The sequence below is a fragment of the Streptomyces sp. NPDC001858 genome (genome assembly GCF_053594615.1).
Map to the genome: position 1 here is coordinate 199182 of NZ_JBSFEV010000007.1, position 19850 is coordinate 219031.

The following is a 19850-nucleotide window of genomic DNA, read 5'->3' on the forward strand; positions in this document are numbered from 1 at the left end:
GCTCCGTAGGAAAGTCCGTGTAGAGAACGGGTGTTACAGGACGCGCAGGGTCCAGCTCCAGCGATGGACTCCCGGTGCCACGAGGTAGGAGGGGAAGGTGTCAGGGCCGCACGAGGCCGTGCCGAGGCCGCGGTGCGCCGCGTCGAGGTGCACCACGCAGCCGGCGCGGGGCACGAGTTCGTCATGGTGGGCGACGGCGGTCAGGTCCGCCGCGCGGTAGCGCGTGACGGAGACCTGGCGCGGCTCGTCCAGCGTGACCGCGAGGCCGGTGGCGTCCGGCGCCGAGAGCGTGAAGCGCCGCACACCGTGCCGGCCGCCGCTCTCCTGCGGACGCAGGTACGGAGTGAACAACTCGTCGACGGGGACGGAGTGATGGCCCACCGGCGCACCGCCGCTGCGGTCGGGGTACGACTCCCAGGGGCCCTGTCCGAACCACTCCAGCAGGTCCGGCCCGGCGACCGTCTCGAAGACCGTGCCGACCCGTGCCACGTCGTCGAACTCCGCGGGCAGCTCGGCCTGTTCGTCGATCCGGATGCCGCCCTCGACCGGCGTGAACACCTGCCGGTGCCGCACGACGCCGGTGGCGCCGGCGTACTCGGAGAAGACGCTCACCCCGTCGCCGTCGCGGCGGACGGACACCAGCTTGCGCACCAGGGAGTCCAGGCCCCAGGTCCGCCAGCGCAGCGCCATCCCGCCCAACTCGTCGTTGTCGGTCGGCGCCCGCCACAGCGACAGCGTCGGCGCGACGGCCAGCAGGGGGTGGACGAGGAGCCCGTCGTCGTCGAGCTCGACCTGCCCAGGAGCCCGGACCTGGCCGAGAGGCTCGGCGTCCTCGTTCGGCACGGCCGCCCGCACCTGCACCTGGGGTGCGCAGATCTCCGTGCCGCGCGGGGCCCACGGCAGGTCCTCCGCCGTCGTCACCCGCAGCGTCAGCCACGCCTCGCCGCCGTCCTCCGGCAGCGCGAACGGGACCGGCACCACGGCCGTCTCGCCCGGCCGCAGGTCGGGCAGTTCGGCGGTCGCGGTGAGCGTCGGGCCGTCCGCGAGGGACAGCTGCCACTCGCCCGCGAGCCACTCCAGGCCGCGGAAGTGCTGGTGGTTGGAGAGGACGAGCCCCTCGTGCCGGAAGTCCTGCAGCCGCAGCGGCGCGGCGAGCTCACGGTGCTCGTACATCACCGGCTTCGGGGTGCGGTCGGGGAAGACGACGCCGTCCGCGATGAACGCTCCGTCGTGGTCCTTCTCGCCGAAGTCGCCACCGTACGCCCAGCGGTAGCCGGGTGCGGTGACACCGTTGTCGTAGAGTCCGGCGCCCCCACGCCCGACCGGTCGTCCGTCGTTCACACCCTGGAGGATGCCGTGGTCCCAGAACTCCCAGATGAACCCGCCCTGAAGACCAGGGGTGGCCTCGATGGCAGCCCAGTGGTCGGCCAGCGTGCCGTTGCTGTTGCCCATCGCGTGGGAGTACTCGCACTGGATGAGCGGCTTGGTCTGCTCCCCGGACAGCGCGTGCGCCACGCAGTCCTCCAGCGGCGCGTACATCGGGCAGGCGATGTCGGAGGCGACCTTCGGATCCGCCCAGCCGCGCTTGGCGGCCCCCTCGTACTGCAGCGGCCGGGTCGTGTCGTGCCGGCGCACCCAGCCGGCGGCCGCGTCGTGGTTCGCGCCGTAGTCGGACTCGTTGCCGAGCGACCAGATGATGATCGACGGGTGGTTCTTGTCGCGCAGCACCATGCGTGAGACGCGGTCGACGAAGGCGTTCAGATAGCGCGGGTCGTCGGCGATCTCATGGGCGTGGTCGTGGGACTCGATGTCCGCCTCGTCGACCACGTAGAAACCGATTTCGTCGGCGAGGTCGTACAGCCCGGGGTCGTTCGGGTAGTGCGCGGTGCGGATGGCGTTGAAGCCGAAACGCTTGAGCAGCGCCAGGTCGGCCCGCATGTCGTCGGCCGAGACGGTCCGCCCGGTCAGCGGGTGGAAGTCGTGCCGGTTGACCCCGCGGATGTAGACCCGCTCCCCGTTGACCAGCAGATCCCGGCCGACGATCGCCACGTCCCGGAAACCGATGCGGTGCGAGGAGGTGTCCGCGACGGAGCCGTCGGCGCGGTGCAGCCGCACCGTCAGCCCGTACAGCTCCGGCGTCTCGGCCGTCCAGGTGCGCACCTCGGGCACGCTCGCGCGCAGCCGCGCCTCGCCGAGGAAGTCGGAGACGCGCTCGTCCTCGGCGTTGGCCAGGTCGAACTCCGCGTCCTGCGTCAGCGCCAGTCCGTCCAGTTCCCCGCTGACGTACCACCCCTCGGGCAGCGCCCCGCCCGCGTCGCGGATCTGGCAGTCGACCTGGAGTTCCCCGTCCGCCGACGCCCGCACGCTGACGTCGGCCAGGTGCAGCGGGTCGGTGGCGTAGAGCAGCACCGAGCGGGTGATGCCGCCGTGCCACCAGTGGTCCTGGTCCTCGATGTGCGAGGCGTCCGACCACTTGACGACCGTCAGCCGTACGACGGACCGGCCGCCGGGGCGCACGACGCCCGACAGGTCGAACTCGGCGGCCAGATGGGAGTCCTTGGAGATGCCGACGGGCTGCCCGTCCACATGCACGAGGAGCACGCTCTCGGCGGCCCCCACCTGGAGCACGATCCGGCGCCCGGCCCACTCGGCCGGGACGTCGATCTCCCGCTCGTAGACGCCCGTCGGATTGTCTGCGGGCGACAGTGGAGGGAATTCTGTATACGGCATACGGATGTTCAGATACTGCGGAAGGTCTACCGTCGCCCGCAGCGGGTCGTCCGTATCCTGCATGGTCCATACACCCGGCACGGTCGTCGACGACCACGCACCGCCGACCGGCGCGTCCGGGGCGGACAGCAGCTGGAAGCGCCAGTCGCCGTCCAGGGAGTGTGCTCCGGAGCGCCGGTCGACGGCGTTCATGGGCAACCGCCCCCAGGAGGTCACCTCAGGTGCCTTCCAGGGGCGGAGCGCCAGCAGCGGGTCAGTCACTTGATTGCTCCCTTGCCGAGGTCGGCGATGATCTGTTTGGCGCCGATCGCGAAGACGATCAGCAGGGGGATGAGCGCCAGCAGCGCGCCCGTCATGACCATTCCGTAGTCCGTCGTGCCGTGGACGCCGTTCAGCTGCGAGAGGGCGACCTGGAGGGTGACGTTGTCCGGGTTGGTGAGGGCGATCAGCGGCCAGGCGTAGTCGTTCCACTGGCCCATGAACGTGAAGATGCCCAGGAACGCCAGACCGGGCCGGACGACCGGCAGGGCCACGTGCCAGTACTGGCGCATGAAGCCGGCCCCGTCGATCTTTGAGGCGTCGAGCAGCTCGTCGTGGATGGCGCTCTTCATGTACTGCCGCATCCAGAAGATGCCGAAGGCGTTGGCCGCCGCCGGCACGATCAGCGCGGTCATCGAGCCGATCCAGCCGATCTTCGCCATGATCACGAACTGCGGGATGGCCGAGAGCTGGGCCGGCACCATGAAGATCGCCATCATCAGCGTGAACAGCACGCGTCGGCCCGGGAACTCGAACTTTGCGAAGACGAACGCGGCCAGCGAGTCGAAGAACAGGACCAGGAAGGTCACCGAGCAGGCCACGAGCAGTGAGTTGAACATCGACCCGAAGAAGTCGACGTTGTCGAAGAGATTGCGGGCGTTCTCCAGGAAGTGGGAGCCCGGCAGCAGCTTCGGCGGATAGGAGAAGATCTCGGTCGACGAGTGCGTCGACATGATCACGGCCCAGTAGAACGGGAAGACCGAGAGCAGCATTCCGAGGATCAGCGAGATGTGCAGGGCGATGCCCCGGCGGTTCGAACCCTTGATGGACGACATGGTCGGGGCCTCCTAGTCTTCGCCCCGGCGCTGCACCAGGCGCCAGTTGATGATCGAGAAGATGATGACGACGAGGAAGACGCCCCAGGCCACGGCGGCGCCGTAACCGTAGTCGTTGTTGTCGAAGGTCTGCTGGAAGAAGTACAGGACCATGGTCTGGCCCGAGTGACCGGGGCCGCCCGCGAACGACGAGTTGTTGTCCGTGGTCTGCAGCAGCACCTGGGGCTCGGAGAAGGTCTGCAGCCCGGTGACGGTCGAGATGACGAGCACGAAGAGCAGCGTCGGCCGCAGCAGCGGCAGCGTGACCTTGAAGAAGGTCTGCACGGGCCCGGCGCCGTCCATCCGCGCGGCCTCGTACAGCTCGCCGGGGATCGTCTGCAGACCGGCCAGGAAGATGATCGCGTTGTAACCGGTCCACTGCCAGGTCATCAGCGTCGCGATGGCGACCTTGATGCCCCAGGGCGTGTTCAGCCACGCCACCTGATCCAGGCCGACCGCCTGCAGGACGGCGTTCATCAGGCCGAAGTTGGTGGAGAAGACCGAGCCGAAGATGATCGCGACCGCCACGATCGAGGTGACGTTCGGCAGGAAGAAGGCGAAGCGGTAGAAGTTCTTGAAACGGACCGCGGAGTTGAGCATCACGGCCGTGACCATCGACAGGAAGATCATCGGGATGGTGGCCAGCGCCCAGATGACGAGCGTGTTGCCGACCGAGCCCCAGAACTGGCTGTCCGACACCAGATAGCGGTACTGCGAGAGTCCCGCGTACTCCATCGAGCCGAGTCCGTCCCAGCGGTGGAAGGACAGATACAGCGAGAAACCGACCGGGATCAGCCCGAAGGCCAGGAACAGCAGATAGAAGGGCGAGATAGCGGCGTACAGCCGCCAGTGGCTCAGGATGCCCTTCGACGGGCGGACGGCGGGGGGCGCCGCGACGGGCGGCGGGGGCGTGTCCAGCACAGGTGCGGTAGCCATGTCAGTAGCTCACCCCCAGGTGGTCGGCGATGCGCCGGCACTTGCTCATGGCGTCCTTCCAGGCCTGCTTCTCGTCCTTGCCGAGGATGGAGAAGTTCTTCAGCTCGTCGTCGATCGGGGTCTTCAGCGCGACGTCGAACGGGCTGTTGAAGGCGACGGGTATCTTCTCCGCCGCCGGCCCGAAGACGTCCATGGTGATCTGGTCGCCGAAGAACGGATCGGGTTCGCGCAGCTGTTTCAGCTCGTACGAGGCCGGCGTCGACGGGAAGAGGACCGAGTCGACGAAGCCCTGGGCCTGGTTGTCCGCGTCGAGCATCCAGGTGATCATCTCGAAGGCCTGCTCCGGTTCGCGGCACGCCTTGGTGATCGCCAGGAACGAGCCGCCGATGTTCGACGGCCCGCCCGGACAGCTCGCCACCCGCCACTTGCCCTTGGTCTTCGGCGTGTTGAGCTTGATGTCGCCGGCCGCCCAGGAGGCGTTCAGCTGGCTGGGCAGCAGGCCGCGCTCGGTGGCCGAGATGTTGTCCGGCGTGCCGTTGACGATCTTCGAGACCAGTCCGCGACGGGTGGCCTCGACGGCACGGGCCCAGGCGGTGCGCACATGCTCCTGGTCGCCGATGAAGTGCCGGTCCTTGTCGACGAACCGCTTGGTCGTCTGGTTGATCGAGATGCCGTAGATGCTGAGGGCGTCGGTGAGGATGAAAGAGCCGGGAACGCGTTTCTTGAGCTGCTCACCGGCCGCCATGAACTGGTCCCAGGTGGCCAGCTCCCGGGAGACGTCCTCGGGCTCGGACGGCAGTCCCGCCTTCTCGAAGGCGGCCGGCTGGTAGTAGTGCGCGACCGGACCGCAGTCGATCGGGAAGCCCACCATCGAGCCGTCCTCGGCGATGCCCTCGTTCCACTTCCAGGGCAGGTAACGGTCCCTGAGCTTGTCCGCCCCGAGCGTGCGCAGGTCGACGAACTGGTCGGCGTTGGGCAGGTACGAGGCCATGTCCTCGCCCTTGAGCCCGGCGATGTCCGGGATGTGTGCCCGCCCGGTCATCGTCGTCATCAGTTTGGAACGGTAGTAACCGCCGATCTGGATCGCCTGGAAGTTCACCTTGCTGTCGAAGCGCGCCTTGGCCTGATCGACGACCTTCGGACTCAGTCCGCCGCTCCAGTACCACATGACCATGTTCCTGCCGGTGGAGCCGGTCGGAACGCCACAGCCGGTCGCCAGGCCGCCGAGCGCCGTGGCCGCCGTGCCGGCGAGGCCGGCGCGCAGCAGGCCTCTACGTGAGAGCTGCACAGCTCCCACCGCCTTTCGGATCTGTTCGCGTCTTTGCAGACGGGGTGCAATTCGTGGGGCATACGTGGGTGTCGCCCTCGCCGGGCCGCGGTCAGGGCCGCAGGACCGGCGGGGTGACCGGGGCGTACCGCACCGGCGGCCCCACGTCCGCCGGGATGCGGTCGGCGAGGAAGCCGTACGCCCGCTTCAGTTCGGGGTCGGTCACCGAGCGCCACCAGCGGTCGACGCCGTACCAGCCGGGGGCCGCCAGCGCGCCGCCGTGGTGCTGTACGGACAGCCCGGCGGCGAGCACCGCGAACCGCAGCCGTTCCTCCAGCGGCCAGCCGCGCAGTGAGGCCGCGACGAAGCTCGCGCCGAACACGTCGCCGGCGCCCGTGGCGTCCAGGACATCGATGTCAAGAGCGGGGACCTCCGCGTACTCCCCGCTCGTCTGATCGACCGCGACCGCGCCGTCCGCGCCCCGGGTGACCACGGCCACCGGCACCAGCTCCGCGAGCGTGCCGAGCGCGGCGACCGCGCTGTCGGTGCGGGTGTACGCCATCGCCTCCGTCTCGTTGGGCAGGAAGGCATGGCACAGGGCGAGCTGGGCGAGCAGGTCGGTCGACCACTGCTGGGTGGGGTCCCAGCCGACGTCGGCGTAGATCTGCGTGCCGTTCGCGGCCGCCTTGGCGATCCAGGCGACCGGTTCGGCCTCCAGGTGCACCAGGGCCGTGCGCGCCTCGGGCGGGTCGCCCATCAGGGTGTCCTGCGAGTACGGCGGTTCCTGGCCGTGGGTGACGAGGGCCCGGTCGTGACCGTGCGCGAGGGCGACGGTGACCGGCGTGTTCCAGTCCTGCGCCACCCGGGAGAGCGTCAGGTCGACGCCCTCCTGGCCGGCCAGCACCTGGTGGCAGTGGGCGCCGTAGAAGTCGTCGCCGAAGACCGTGGCCAGCGAGGTGCGCAGCCCGAAGCGGGACGCGGCCACCGCGAGGTTGGCGATGCCGCCGGGGCCGCAGCCCATGCCTGCCGTCCAGATCTCCTCGCCCGGCTTCGGCGGCCCGCCGAGCCCGGTCAGGACGAGGTCGTAGAAGAGCAGCCCGGTGAGCAGTACCTCGGGCCGGTCGTCGTCCACCACAGATCCCTCTCGTCGCAAGAGCCGGGCGAGCTCGCCCGGCTGGGTCACTCGTCAAAACTCTTCATTTCGTGACCGGAATCGTGCGCCCATCGGCGACATTGGTCAATACCTCAGCAGAAGTGAGCATAGATTTGATTGAAGATGACGAGTAGTGTTCAGGTCGTGCTGGCAGAACGACGACATCAACTCATCCTGCGGGCCCTGCGCTCCGGTGGTCCCGCGGCCGTGACGGATCTCTCCGAACAACTGGGTGTGAGCCCGGCCACGATCAGGCGTGACCTGGTCAAACTCGAGGAGGACGGCCTGCTCACCCGGGTGCACGGCGGCGCCGTCGCGGAGGAGGGCGACCAGCCCTTCGCCGAGGTCGCCGAGGTCCGTGTGGCCCAGAAGGACGCGATAGCGGCCCGGGCCGCGGCCATGGTCGCGGACGGCCAGTCGGTGCTGCTCGACATCGGCACCACGGCCTACCGGCTCGCCCGGCAGCTGCACGGCCGCCGGCTCACGGTGATCACCAGCAATCTGGTGGTCTACGAGGAGCTCGCCGACGACGAGGGCATCGAGCTGGTGCTGCTCGGCGGCATGGTCCGCCGCGAGTACCGCTCCCTGGTCGGCTTCCTCACCGAGGACAACCTGCGCCAGCTGCATGCCGACTGGCTCTTCCTCGGTACCAGCGGAGTGCGCCCGGGCGGGCAGGTGATGGACACGACGGTCGTCGAGGTGCCGGTGAAACGGGCCATGATCAAGGCCGGTGACAAGGTCGTTCTGCTCGCCGACTCGGCGAAGTTCCCGGGCACGGGCATGGCGAAGGTCTGCGGTCCCGAGGACCTGGACGTGGTGGTGACCAACACGCCGGTCGATCCGGTGACGCGGTCCTCCTTCGAGGAGGCGGGCGTCGGGGTGGTCGTGGCAGGAAAGGTGCAAGTGTGAAACTGACGATTCTGGGCGGCGGCGGGTTCCGGGTGCCGCTCGTGTACGGGGCGCTGCTGACGGACCGCGGCGAGGGCCGGGTCACGGAAGTCGTTCTGCATGATCTGGACGACAGTCGACTGTATGCAGTCGCCCGTGTACTGGACGAACAGGCTGCAGCCGTCCCCGACGCCCCCCGGGTGACCGCCACCACCGACCTCGACGAGGCACTGCGCGGCGCCGACTTCATCTTCTCCGCGATCCGGGTCGGCGGCCTGGAGGGCCGGGCGAACGACGAACGGGTGGCCCTCGCGCAGGGCGTCCTCGGCCAGGAGACGGTCGGCGCCGGAGGCATCGCCTACGGTCTGCGGACGGTCCCCGTCGCCGTCGACATCGCCCGGCGGGTGGCCCGTCTCGCGCCGGACGCCTGGCTGATCAACTTCACCAACCCGGCCGGACTCGTCACCGAGGCCATGTCCCGGTACCTCGGCGACCGCGTCATCGGCATCTGCGACTCGCCGGTCGGCCTCGGCCGCCGTATCGCCCGCGTCCTCGGCGCCAACCCGAAGGAGGCCTGGATCGACTACGTCGGTCTCAACCACCTCGGCTGGGTGCGCGGCCTGCGGGTCGCCGGACGCGACGAACTGCCCCGGCTGCTCGCCGACCCCGACCTGCTCGGCTCCTTCGAGGAGGGCAAGCTCTTCGGCGTCGACTGGCTGCAGTCGCTCGGCGCGATCCCCAACGAGTACCTGCACTACTACTACTTCAACCGCGAAGCCGTACGGGCCTACCAGCAGGCCGAGAAGACCCGCGGCGCGTTCCTGGCCGACCAGCAGGCCAGGTTCTACGAGGAGATGAAGCGCCCGGACGCGGCGGCCCTGACCGCCTGGGACCGCACCCGCGCCGAACGCGAGGCCACCTACATGGCCGAGAACCGCGAGACGGCCGGCGCCGGCGAGCGCGACGCCGACGACCTCTCCGGCGGCTACGAGAAGGTCGCCCTCGCCCTGATGCGGGCCATCGCCCGCGACGAGCGCACGACCCTGATCCTCAACGTCCGCAACCAGGGCGTCCTCGCGGCGCTCGACACGGACGCCGTCATCGAGGTGCCCTGCCTGGTCGACGCGGGCGGCGCGCACCCGGTCGCCGTGGCCCCGCTGCCCGACCACGCCACCGGGCTGGTCTGCGCGGTCAAGGGCGTCGAGCGCGAGGTGCTGGCCGCCGCCGAGTCCGGCTCACGGACGACGGCCGTGAAGGCGTTCGCGCTGCACCCGCTGGTCGACTCGGTGAACGTGGCCCGCAGGCTGGTCGAGGGGTATACGGACGTGCACCCGGGGCTGGCGTACCTTAAGTAGCCGTCGGGAGGGGGAAAGCGCTTTCTCCCCCTTCTCGGCTCGCCCGACCCCGGCCCCGCCGGGCCCGCCCGCCGTCTCCGCCCCGATCGCCGTCCCCGCCGCTGTCCGCGCCTCGCCCGCTGTCTCCGTCCTTCCCGCCGTCCCCGCCTCTCCCGCCTTCCCGGAATCCCCGGAGTCCCTGATTCCCCGGATTCCCGCATCCACTGCCTTCCCGCCCTCCGTGGTCCCTCTCTGGAGATTCCCCATGCATGACGAACGCCGCCGCATCGAGGAGCGCGTCGAGCGCGTCCACAACCAGCGCATCAAGCCCGCGATCTACGCGGCCACCGTGCCTTTCGAGGTCGAGGCCTGGCAGGCGCCGGGGGAGCCGGTCCCCTTCACGGAGGCCGCGGCCGCCCCGTACAAGCCCTTCGCGATGGACACCCCGTGGGGTCCGCCCTGGGGCACCACCTGGTTCCGGATGCGCGGCCAGGTGCCCGCCGAGTGGGCCGGCAAGCGCGTCGAGGCCGTCATCGACCTCGGCTTCGTGGGCGACTGGCCCGGCAACCAGGCCGAGGCCCTCGTCCACCTCACCGACGGGACGCCGCTGAAGGCGGTCAACCCGCTCAACCAGTACGTGCCGATCGGCAACCCGGCGACGGGCGGGGAGAGCATCGACTACCTCGTCGAGGCGGCCTCCAACCCGGACATCCTGGCCAACGACTTCGCTGCGCCGACCCCGCTGGGCGATGTACTGACGGCAGGCGACCGTCCACTGTATACATTCCGCCGCGCCGACATCGCCGTCCTCGACGAGGAGGTCTGGCACCTCGACCTCGACCTCCAGGTGCTGCGCGAGCTCATGGTCCACCTCGGCGAGCACGAGCCGCGCCGCCACGAGATCATGCACGCCCTGGACCGGGCCATGGACGCCCTCGACCTGGACGACGTCTCCGGCACCGCCGCCGCCGTCCGCGAGGTCCTCGCCCCCGTGCTGGCCAGGCCCGCCCACGCCAGCGCCCACACCGTCTCCGGCGTCGGCCACGCGCACATCGACTCCGCCTGGCTGTGGCCCATCCGCGAGACGAAGCGCAAGACCTCCCGCACCTTCTCCAACGTCACCTCGCTCGCCGACGAGTACGACGACTTCATCTTCGCCTGCTCGCAGGCCCAGCAGTACGAGTGGGTGCGCGACAACTACCCGCAGGTGTGGGCGCGGATCCAGGAGTCGGTGCGGCGCGGGCAGTGGGCGCCGGTCGGCGGCATGTGGGTGGAGTCCGACGGCAACCTGCCCGGCGGCGAGGCCATCGCCCGCCAACTGGTCCACGGCAAGCGGTTCTTCATCGAGCACTTCGGCATCGAGACCAAGGGCGTCTGGCTGCCGGACTCCTTCGGCTACAACGCCGCCTACCCGCAGCTCGCCAAGCTCGCCGGCAACGACTGGTTCCTCACCCAGAAGATCTCCTGGAACCAGACCAACAAGTTCCCCCACCACACCTTCTGGTGGGAGGGCATCGACGGCACCCGCATCTTCACGCACTTCCCGCCGGTCGACACCTACAACGCGCGCTTCAGCGGCGAGGAGATGGACCGGGCGGTCCGCAACTACTCCGAGAAGGGCGCCGGCACGCGCTCGCTCGCCCCGTTCGGCTGGGGCGACGGCGGTGGCGGCCCCACCCGCGAGATCATGGAACGGGCGCGCCGACTGGCCGACCTGGAAGGCTCGCCGAAGGTCGTCGTCGAGCACCCCGACACCTTCTTCGCCAAGGCCCGCGAGGAGTACCCGGACGCGCCCGTCTGGGTCGGCGAGCTCTACCTGGAGCTGCACCGCGCCACCTACACCACCCAGGCCCGCACCAAGCAGGGCAACCGGCGCAGCGAACACAAGCTGCGCGAGGCGGAGTTGTGGGCCACGACGGCCGCACTGCACGCGCCGGGCTACGCCTACCCGTACGAGAAGCTCGACCGGCTCTGGAAGACGGTGCTGCTGCACCAGTTCCACGACATCCTGCCGGGCTCCTCGATCGCCTGGGTGCACCGCGAGGCGGAGGCCGAATACGCGCGTGTCGCCGAGGAGTTGGAGGTCCTGACGGCCGAAGCGGTCGCCGCGCTGGGCGGCGGCCCGGCGGGCGGGGCGGACTCGGGCGACGGAACGGCGCGGGTGTTCAACACCAGCCCGTTCGGCCGCGCCGAGGTGGTCCGCACGCCCGAGGGACGGCCGGCGTACGTCGAGGTGCCCGCGAACGGCAGCGCACCTCTGGCGGGGCCGGCGGGTTCGGCGGACGGCGCTGAGTCGCCGCAGCCGGTGACCGTTTCCGACCGTGTCCTCGACAACGGGCTGGTCCGTGTACAGATCGCAGAAGACGGCACACTGTCTTCTGTATACGATCTGCGGGCGAACCGTGAGGTCCTCGCCGACCAGGGCAACCTGCTGCGTCTGCACACCGACCTCCCCAACTACTGGGACGCCTGGGACATCGACAAGCACTACCAGAACCGCTACACCGACCTGCTGGAGCCGGATGCGGTGACGGTCGTCGAGGAGGACCCGCTCGTCGGCGCGATCCGGATCACCCGCTCCTTCGGCAAGGGCTCGACGATCACCCAGACCGTCCGCCTGCGCGCGGGCAGCCCCCGCATCGACTTCGAGACCGACATCGACTGGCACGAGGCCGAGAAGATCCTCAAGGCGGCCTTCCCGGTGGACGTCCGGGCCGCGCACTCCTCCGCCGAGATCCAGTTCGGCCACATCCAGCGCCCCACCCACACCAACACCAGCTGGGAGGCGGCCCGGTTCGAGGTCTCCGGGCACCGCTGGGTGCGCATCGGCGAACCCGGCTACGGCGTCGCGGTCATCAACGACTCCACCTACGGCCACGACGTCTCCCGCACGGTCCGCGAGGACGGCGGCACGACCACCACCGTCCGGCTCAGCCTGGTGCGCGCCCCGCGCATCCCGGACCCCGAGGCGGACCAGGGCCGCCACCGCTTCAACTACGCGCTGCTGCCCGGCGCGAGCATCGAGGACGCGGTCGCCGAGGGCTACGCCCTGAACCTCCCCCTGCGGGTGGCGGACGTGGCGGACGCGGCTCAGGCCCCCGAGCCGGTCGTCTCGGTGGACGGCGACGGCATCACGGTGGAGGCCGTGAAGCTCGCCGACGACGAGTCCGGCGACGTCGTCGTCCGGCTCTACGAGTCCAGCGGCGGTCGGGCGGCCGGCGCCCTGCGCACGAGCTTCCCGCTCGCGGGCGCGCAGATCACCGACCTGCTGGAGCGACCGCTGGAGCCGGCGGTCGTCGGCGAGGACGGCGCCGTCGACATCGGCCTGCGGCCCTTCCAGATCCTGACGCTCCGTCTGGAGCGCGCCGCAACCAGCCGCTAGCAGCGGCCCCCGGGGGCGGGCGCGCACTCCGTGCGCCCGCCCCCGGCCCCTGTCCCCGCCATGAAGTGCCCTGCCCTGCGGAGGAGTTCAGCAGTGTCCATGCAACCCTGGTTCACCGACGCCAAGTTGGGGATCTTCGTCCACTGGGGCATCTACGCCGTCGACGGCGTCCAGGAGTCCTGGTCGTTCTACGACGACATCGTCCCGCACGACCGGTACATGTCCCAGCTCGACCGCTTCACCGGCGCCAAGTACGACCCGAAGGCCTGGGCCGACCTGTTCGAGCGCGCCGGCGCCAAGTACGCCGTCCTCACCAGCCGCCACCACGACGGCGTCGCCCTGTGGGACACGGCGTACGGCGACCTCAACCTGGGCCGCGACTACCTCTCCGGCTACGCGGACGCCCTGCGCGAGAAGGGCCTCAAGGTCGGCCTGTACTACTCGCACTCCGACTGGAACCACCCCGACTACGCCTCCACGCGCAAGCCGGGCCGCCCGCCGGAGCAGGAGGACAACCGCTACTCCGAGTGCTCCGCCGAGGACGAGGACCTGGACGCCTGGGAGCGGTTCATCGTCTACCGGGACGGCCAGATCCAGGAGTTGGCCTCCCGCTACCGGCCCGACCTGATGTGGTTCGACGGCGAGTGGGACCGCAGCGAGGAGCAGTGGCGCATCCCGGAACTCGCCGCGCTGATCCGCTCGTACTCGCCGCACGTCGTCTTCAACGCCCGCATGCTCAGCGAGGGCGACTACGCCACTCCCGAACAGGGCGCGCCCATCGAACCGCCCGCCGGGCCCTGGGAGTTGTGCCTCACCATCAACGACTCGTGGGGCTACCAGCACCACGACGACAACCACAAGTCGCTGAGCCAGCTGGTCCGTTACTTCGCGGAGACCATCGGCGGCGGCGGGAACCTGCTGCTCGACGTCGGCCCGATGGAGGACGGCACCATCCCGCAGCCGCAGGTCGAGCGCCTCGAAGGTCTGGGGGAGTGGATCCGCAAGCACTCCGAGGCCGTGTACGGGACGGTGCGGGGACTGCCCGCCGGGCACCACTACGGGCCCAGCACCCTCTCCGCCGACGGCCGCACCCTCTACCTCACCCTGTTCGACATCCCGCGTGCCGAGATCGGCGTCCGCGGTCTGGTCACGCCGGTCCGCCGGGTCACGGTGCTCGGCACCGGCACGGAGCTCGCCCATCGGGTCGTCGGCGGTCTGCACGAGGCGGTCGGCGTGCTGTGGATCGACCCGCCGGCCGGCTCCGACCTCGACCCGCACGCCACGGTCCTCGCGGTCGAACTGGACGGCGAACTGGAGCTGTACCGGGGTTCGGGACGCTTCTGACGGCCACCTGGTCTCCCGGTCGGGTCGGTCGGCCGCTCCCCGTGACAGCGGCCGACCGACCCGATCCCCCGTTCCCCCGGGAATCCCCCGTCGATTCCCGTTCTTCCCCCGTTGATCTCTGTGCTTCCCCCGGGGCCTCGCGCTCCCCCAGCCGTTCCCCGGTGGGCCCTACACACTTATGAGCAGCCACCCCCGGCGCTGATACACCCCCACCGAAGAAAAGTCCCCCGGGCCGCAGCCCGGGGGACTTTTCGCTCACGCGAGTCGCTCAGCAGACGAGTTGCTCAGCACACGAGTTGCTCAGCCGGCGGGTCGCTCGGACGGCGGGTCGGTCAGCCGGTGAAGCCCGCCGTGATCGAGGTGAACTGCCAGGTGCTCTGGCTGATGCCGGAGCAGTTGCTCACCACGCCCCCGCCCGGGCAGGGCCGGTCACGGTTGACGGCCCAGAAGGCGAGCCGGGCGATGTGGCGGCCGTTGGCCCAGTCACGGATCTGGGTCCAGGTGGCCGGGGACGTCGTTTCCTGCTGGTCGGACAGTCCGTTCATGCCCGAGATGCCGATGTGCGCGTAGGCGGTCGCGTCGTCCCACCCGAAGGTGGACTTCAGCTTGTTCTTCAGTCCCTCGGTGGCGTTCACGGTGTTGCCGTACATGTCGGCGCCGCCGCCGAAGTCGAACGGCATGATGGTGAAGACGTCGATGTCGGCGCCGATGGACTTGGCCTGCTCGATGAGCCGGTTGCCGTAGTAGGTCGGCCCGGTCGTGGTCGTCCCGAAGGTGACGATGGTCTTCAGACCGGGGTTGTTCGCCTTGACGGTCTTCAGCGCGGTGAGGATCCGCGCCTGCACGGCCTCGTTCTCGAACTCGTCGGTGTTCTCGATGTCCATGTCGATCGCCTTGAGGGAGTAGGCGTTGATCACCTTCTGCAGCGCGGCCGCGAGCGCGCTCGCCGAGGAGCAGTTGGCGCCGAGCTTGCTGCCCTGCCAGCCGCCGAACGACGGCACGATGTCACCGCCCGCCGAGCGGATCTGGTTGATGACGCTCTGGTCGACCCCGCCGGTCAGCGGACGGGTGCTGTCCCACATCGGGTTGCAGCCGCCGCCGTCCAGCATGAACGCCATGGTGAACCACTTGACGCCGGTCGCGTTCATGACCGTGGTCGCGCTCGGCGGATCGCCCCAGCCCTCGAACAGATAGGGCGCCGCCTGCTTGAACCCGGTGCCGCCCCCGCCGCCCGCGTTCGTGGTGACGGACACGGAGTTGGAGGCCGCGGAGGTGTTCCCGGCGGCGTCGCGCGCCTTCACCGTGAAGGTGTAGCCGGTGCTCGCGGACAGCCCGCTGACCGTGGCGGACGTACCGGACACGGTGAGGACGTTCGCGGACCCGCGGTAGACGTCGTAGGCCGTGACGCCGACGTTGTCGGTCGAGGCTCTCCAGGACAGCGACACGCTGGACGACGTCTTGCCGGTCGAGGTCAGCGCGCCGGGCGCGGTCGGCGCCTGGGTGTCCGAACCGCCGCCCCCGCCGGGCCCGTCGAGGCTGATGTCGTCGGCCTGGTACGTGCCCTGGGCGTACCAGCCGTGCACATAGATCGTGGCGCTGGTCTGCGCGGCCCCGGTGGTGAAGGACACCGACAGCGGGCTGTACGCCGACGGCGACGACGTCCAGGTCGAGGCGCCGCCGTCGACGCCGAGGTAGACGTAGGAGCCGCGCACCCAGCCGGTCAGCGCGTAGGCGGTGTTCGGCCGGACGGCGACGGTCTGGCTGCACTTGGCGAGGTCGCTCGAACTCACCGCGCCCGCGAGGGCCTTGGAGCCGCCGTGCACGGGCGTGGAGACGATCGAACCCAGGTTGCCGGTACAGGACCAGGGCGAGACGGCGCCCGACTCGAAGCCGGGGTTGGTGAGCACGTTCGCGGCCTGAGCGGTGCCCGGCAGGGCGACGGCCCCGGCGAGGGCGAGTCCGGCGGTGCCGAGCAGGGCGAGGAATCGACGCCAGGGGCGTCCGAGAGATGTGGTGCGCAGGCGATCTCCCTGAAGGTATGGGGGTGTTCGGGAGTGCAGGGGAGTGTGCAGGAGGGTGCGCAACAAAGTTGGTATGGACCAATCCGCCTGTCAAGACGACAGACGGAATTGGTCCATACCGGTGAGAGGAGATTCAGTTCTCTGAGGCGTGCTGCCTGGTACTGAGGCGTTTGCCTAGTGCTGAGGCGTGTTGCCTAGTGCTGCAGGGCCTCCGCCGCGCCCGCGGTCGTCACCTCGACGGAGTCGGCAGGCGCGGGCATGGCGGGCAGCCGCGGCTCGGGGGTCTCGTCCATCCGCTGGTGCGGAAGCGAGACCGCGCGCAGCGGCCGCGGGCCCGACACCACCGTGTAGTCCTGCCCCAGGAACGGCGGCACGATCTCGCCCGGGTCCTCGCCGAGCGCCAACTGCACGGCCGCCCAGGGCGCGTTGACGCCGCACAGCGACAGCTGGTGGAGCCCGCCGGCCGGACGGGTGTTGACGTCCATCAGCACCGGCCGGTCGCCGAACATCCGGAACTGGATGTTGGACAGGTAGTGCAGCCCGAAGCCCTCGGCGATCAGACGCGCGGGCTCCAGCCACTGCTCGTGCAGCGTGAAGCCGCGGCGACGGCCGTTCTTCGTCCGGCCGATGGCCATCCGCAGGACGTTGTCGGGGCCGGTGAGGCAGTCCACGGACACCTCCGGCTGCTCCAGACGGGGCATGACCAGCAGGTCGACCGGCTCGTCGGACTGCTTCAACGCCTCGACCACCATGTCCAGTTGGACGTACGCGCTCGGGAACCCGTTGAGGTGCATGAGCGAGAACGGGGCCCGGGTGATCATGCGGAAGCCCACGCCGCCCGCGCCGGACGCCGGCTTGAAGCAGGGCTTGTGTCCGGCCCCCTCCAACTCCTCGACGGCGGCGACGAGTTCGTCCGCCGAGCGGGCCCGGTACCACGGCGGCACGGGCACGCCGATCGCCTGCACGGCCTCGTACGCGATCACCTTGTCGTGGAAGACGGCGACGGCCTCCGGCGGCGGGGCCAGCAGCGCGGTGCCGATCGCCTCGAAGTCGGCGCGGTGCGCCACGACGGCCGACTGGTTCAGCCGGGGCACGAACACGTCGATGCGGCGGCGCTTGCACTGGGCGAGCGCGTACTCGACGTACGCGGCCGGGGAGAGGCCCTCCGGCTCCAGCTCGGCGGTGTCGGCGGCGGCCAGCACGGGAGAGTCGGCGTCACCGTGCGTGGCATGGATCTCGACGGCTCGATCGCTGGGATTTCGTCGCAGCTGATCCGTGAAGAACACGTTCTCCGCGTACGTGCGGTTGAGCCAGACGCGTACGCGAGAGACCATGCGAGGCCGCCTTTCACGGTTCGCGGGCAGGGCGAAGCAGGCCCGGCCCGGGCAGGGGGAATGGTGGGTCACCAAAACCGCCCTGCGGAAGGGACGTCCATGGCGGTGGTGTTGGGGCGATCATACGGTGTCTCGGGGGTGCGGCGTGCAACGCGCGTGTTACGGATTTTCCGATCTTGTTCACGTGGGGCGTCCCGTCGGGTAGTGACGTGCTCCGGCGCAGGTGGCGGCCGGTGCGGGCCGGGCGGGCGGTCCGATCCGACCTTGAACCGCAGGCGTGAATGTGTTCTCGTGGTGACACTGGTGTGTTCGTGAGGATGCGGAGCGTGGGCGACGTGAGCGGGGGCGCAGGGTGAAGACGACGGCCGGTGACGCAGAGCGACGAGCCGGACCATCCGGCGGACAACTGTTGGCCATCAGCGATCTGCACATCGGATATCCCGAGAACCGCGCTCTGGTCGAGGCGATGGCCCCGGAGTCGGACGAGGACTGGCTGCTCGTCGCCGGCGACGTCTCGGAGAACGTGGCCGACATCCGCTGGGCGCTGAAGACGCTCGCGAGCCGGTTCCGCAAGGTCGTCTGGGCGCCCGGCAACCACGAGCTGTGGACCCATCCGAAGGATCCGGTCGCCCTGCGCGGGGTCGCCCGCTACGAGCACCTCGTCGAGGTCTGCCGCGACCTGGGCGTGACGACGCCCGAGGACCCCTACCCGGTGTGGGAGGGGCCCGGCGGCCCGGTGGTCGTCGCACCGCTGTTCCTGCTCTACGACTACTCGTTCCTGCCGGCCGGCTGCACGACCAAGGCGGAGGGGCTCGCGTACGCGGAGGGCACCGGGATCGTCTGCAACGACGAGTATCTGCTGCACCCCGACCCGTATCCCACCCGCGAGGCGTGGTGCCGGGCGCGGGTCGCCGAGACCGAACGCCGGCTCGCCGAACTCCCGGACGACCTGCCCGTCGTCCCGGTCAACCACTACCCGCTGCACCGGCATCCGATGGACGTGCTGTGGCACCCCGAGTTCGCCATGTGGTGCGGCACCGAACTGACCGCGGACTGGCACCGCCGGTTCCGCATCGAGACCATGGTCTACGGCCACCTCCACATTCCGCGGACCACCTGGCACGAGGGCGTCCGCTTCGAGGAGGTGTCGGTGGGCTACCCCCGCGAATGGCGCAAGCGGTCGCGGCCTCCGGGCCGGCTGCGGCGCATCCTGCCCAGGGAGGCCGAGGCGAAGTGATCGAGGAACTGTTGCCGGCGTCGGCGGTGGCGGTGGAGGCCTTCGGCGAGGAGGGCGTCCGGGAGTTCGGGGACAGCCCGCTGTACCCGCAGGAGGAGGCGCTGGTGGCGCGGGCGGTCGACAAGCGGCGGCGCGAGTTCACCGTCGTGCGCGCCTGCGCCCGGCGCGCCATGGAGAAGCTCGGCGTGCCACCGCAGCCCGTGCTGCCCGGCGAGCGCGGCGCCCCGCAGTGGCCGGACGGCCTGACCGGCAGCATGACCCACTGCGAGGGCTACTGCGGCGCGGCGCTCGTCCGGGCCGACGATCTGGCCTCCCTCGGCATCGACGCCGAGCCCCACGCACCGCTGCCGGAGGGCGTGCTGTCCGCCGTCGCCCTGCCCGCGGAGGCGGAGCGGCTCGGCCGGCTGGCCGCGGAGCGTCCCGCGGTGCACTGGGACCGGCTGCTGTTCAGCGCCAAGGAGTCCGTCTACAAGGCGTGGTTCCCCCTCACCCGCAAGTGGCTGGACTTCAGCGAGGCCGACATCGACATCACCGCCGAGGCCGCCGGCCCCGCCGGCCTCTCGCAGGGTGCCTTCCGGGCCCGGCTCCTCGTGCCCGGACCCGTGGTCGGCGACCGCCGGCTCGGCCACTTCGACGGCCGCTGGACCGTCCGCCACGGCCTGGTGGCCACGGCGGTCACCATCCACCACGCCTGAGGAGCCCGACCACCGCCTGTCAGCCCGCCCGGCCCCCGGCCGGGGCGGCCCGGGGCGGGGCGGGGCGGGGCGGCGTTCGGCCGAGCCCCGACGTACCTGGGCGCGGCCGTCGCAGCCCCACGCCTGCGGCGACCACCCGCAGGCTGCCGGGCCTCGGCCGGGAGGGCGACCGCCGGTCGGCCGCCGCAGCGGCCCGGGTCGGGGCGGGGCGGTGAGCGGCGTCCGGCCGCACCCCGACGGATCTGGGCGCGGCCCGTCGCAGCCCCATGCCTGCGGCGACCTCCCGCAGGCTGCCGGGCCTCGGCCGGGGGGCGACCGCCGGTCGGCCGCCGTAGCGGCCCGGGTCGGGTTGGGGCGGCGTTCGGCGTTCGGCCCAGCCCCGACGGATCTGGGCGC

Annotated in this window: 13 protein-coding genes; 6 read left to right on the top strand and 7 right to left on the bottom strand. The window is 70.5% G+C overall.

Going from position 1 to position 19850, the window contains the following annotated elements:
• Positions 1-33 precede the first annotated feature (33 nt).
• From ACWCPF_RS12905 to ACWCPF_RS12925, 5 genes are all read right to left on the bottom strand, one after another.
• Positions 34-2991, bottom strand: coding sequence for a glycoside hydrolase family 2 TIM barrel-domain containing protein (locus ACWCPF_RS12905; protein ID WP_451045033.1), 2958 nt, complete (start codon positions 2989-2991; stop codon positions 34-36).
• Positions 2988-3824, bottom strand: a complete 837-nt coding sequence (locus ACWCPF_RS12910; protein WP_451045034.1) for a carbohydrate ABC transporter permease — start codon at positions 3822-3824, stop codon at positions 2988-2990. Before ACWCPF_RS12910 ends, ACWCPF_RS12905 begins: the two co-directional genes overlap by 4 nt.
• 12 nt (positions 3825-3836) lie before the next feature.
• The gene (locus tag ACWCPF_RS12915) at positions 3837-4799 is read right to left on the bottom strand and encodes a carbohydrate ABC transporter permease (protein WP_451045035.1); all 963 of its coding nucleotides are present in this window, start codon (positions 4797-4799) and stop codon (positions 3837-3839) included.
• Position 4800: 1 nt separating this feature from the next.
• Positions 4801-6087, bottom strand: a complete 1287-nt coding sequence (locus ACWCPF_RS12920; RefSeq protein ID WP_451045036.1) for an ABC transporter substrate-binding protein — start codon at positions 6085-6087, stop codon at positions 4801-4803.
• Between the two features lie 91 nt (positions 6088-6178).
• Positions 6179-7198 (bottom strand): carbohydrate kinase family protein, encoded by a 1020-nt coding sequence (locus ACWCPF_RS12925; RefSeq protein WP_451045037.1) that lies wholly within the window; start codon positions 7196-7198, stop codon positions 6179-6181.
• 165 nt (positions 7199-7363) lie between these two features.
• Between ACWCPF_RS12925 and ACWCPF_RS12930 the strand changes: the two genes are divergently transcribed.
• From ACWCPF_RS12930 to ACWCPF_RS12945, 4 genes are all read left to right on the top strand, one after another.
• Entirely contained in the window at positions 7364-8128 is a 765-nt protein-coding gene (locus tag ACWCPF_RS12930) for a DeoR/GlpR family DNA-binding transcription regulator (protein ID WP_451045164.1), read from the top strand.
• A complete protein-coding gene (locus ACWCPF_RS12935; RefSeq protein WP_451045038.1) occupies positions 8125-9462 on the top strand; it encodes a 6-phospho-beta-glucosidase in 1338 nt (445 codons plus the stop codon). Before ACWCPF_RS12930 ends, ACWCPF_RS12935 begins: the two co-directional genes overlap by 4 nt.
• Positions 9463-9706: 244 nt before the next feature.
• Positions 9707-12823 carry an alpha-mannosidase gene (locus tag ACWCPF_RS12940; RefSeq protein WP_451045039.1) on the top strand — a complete coding sequence of 1039 codons (3117 nt, stop codon included), beginning with the start codon at positions 9707-9709 and terminating at the stop codon, positions 12821-12823.
• A gap of 93 nt (positions 12824-12916) precedes the next feature.
• Positions 12917-14167, top strand: a complete 1251-nt coding sequence (locus ACWCPF_RS12945; protein ID WP_451045040.1) for an alpha-L-fucosidase — start codon at positions 12917-12919, stop codon at positions 14165-14167.
• A 332-nt stretch (positions 14168-14499) separates the two neighbouring features.
• On the opposite strand, the gene ACWCPF_RS12950 is transcribed toward ACWCPF_RS12945, so the two are convergent.
• Complete coding sequence (locus ACWCPF_RS12950; protein ID WP_451045165.1) at positions 14500-16188, bottom strand: fibronectin type III domain-containing protein; 1689 nt, start codon at positions 16186-16188, stop codon at positions 14500-14502.
• A 194-nt stretch (positions 16189-16382) separates the two neighbouring features.
• Positions 16383-17522, bottom strand: a complete 1140-nt coding sequence (locus tag ACWCPF_RS12955) for an ATP-grasp domain-containing protein (protein ID WP_451045041.1) — start codon at positions 17520-17522, stop codon at positions 16383-16385.
• A 352-nt stretch (positions 17523-17874) separates the two neighbouring features.
• On the opposite strand from ACWCPF_RS12955, the gene ACWCPF_RS12960 reads away from it, so the two are divergent.
• Together ACWCPF_RS12960 and ACWCPF_RS12965 are read left to right on the top strand one after the other, a co-directional pair.
• Positions 17875-18759, top strand: coding sequence for a metallophosphoesterase family protein (locus ACWCPF_RS12960; protein WP_451045042.1), 885 nt, complete (start codon positions 17875-17877; stop codon positions 18757-18759).
• A complete protein-coding gene (locus tag ACWCPF_RS12965; protein WP_451045043.1) occupies positions 18756-19454 on the top strand; it encodes a 4'-phosphopantetheinyl transferase family protein in 699 nt (232 codons plus the stop codon). The genes ACWCPF_RS12960 and ACWCPF_RS12965 overlap by 4 nt, the downstream gene beginning before the upstream one ends.
• The last annotated feature ends 396 nt before the right edge of the window (positions 19455-19850 follow it).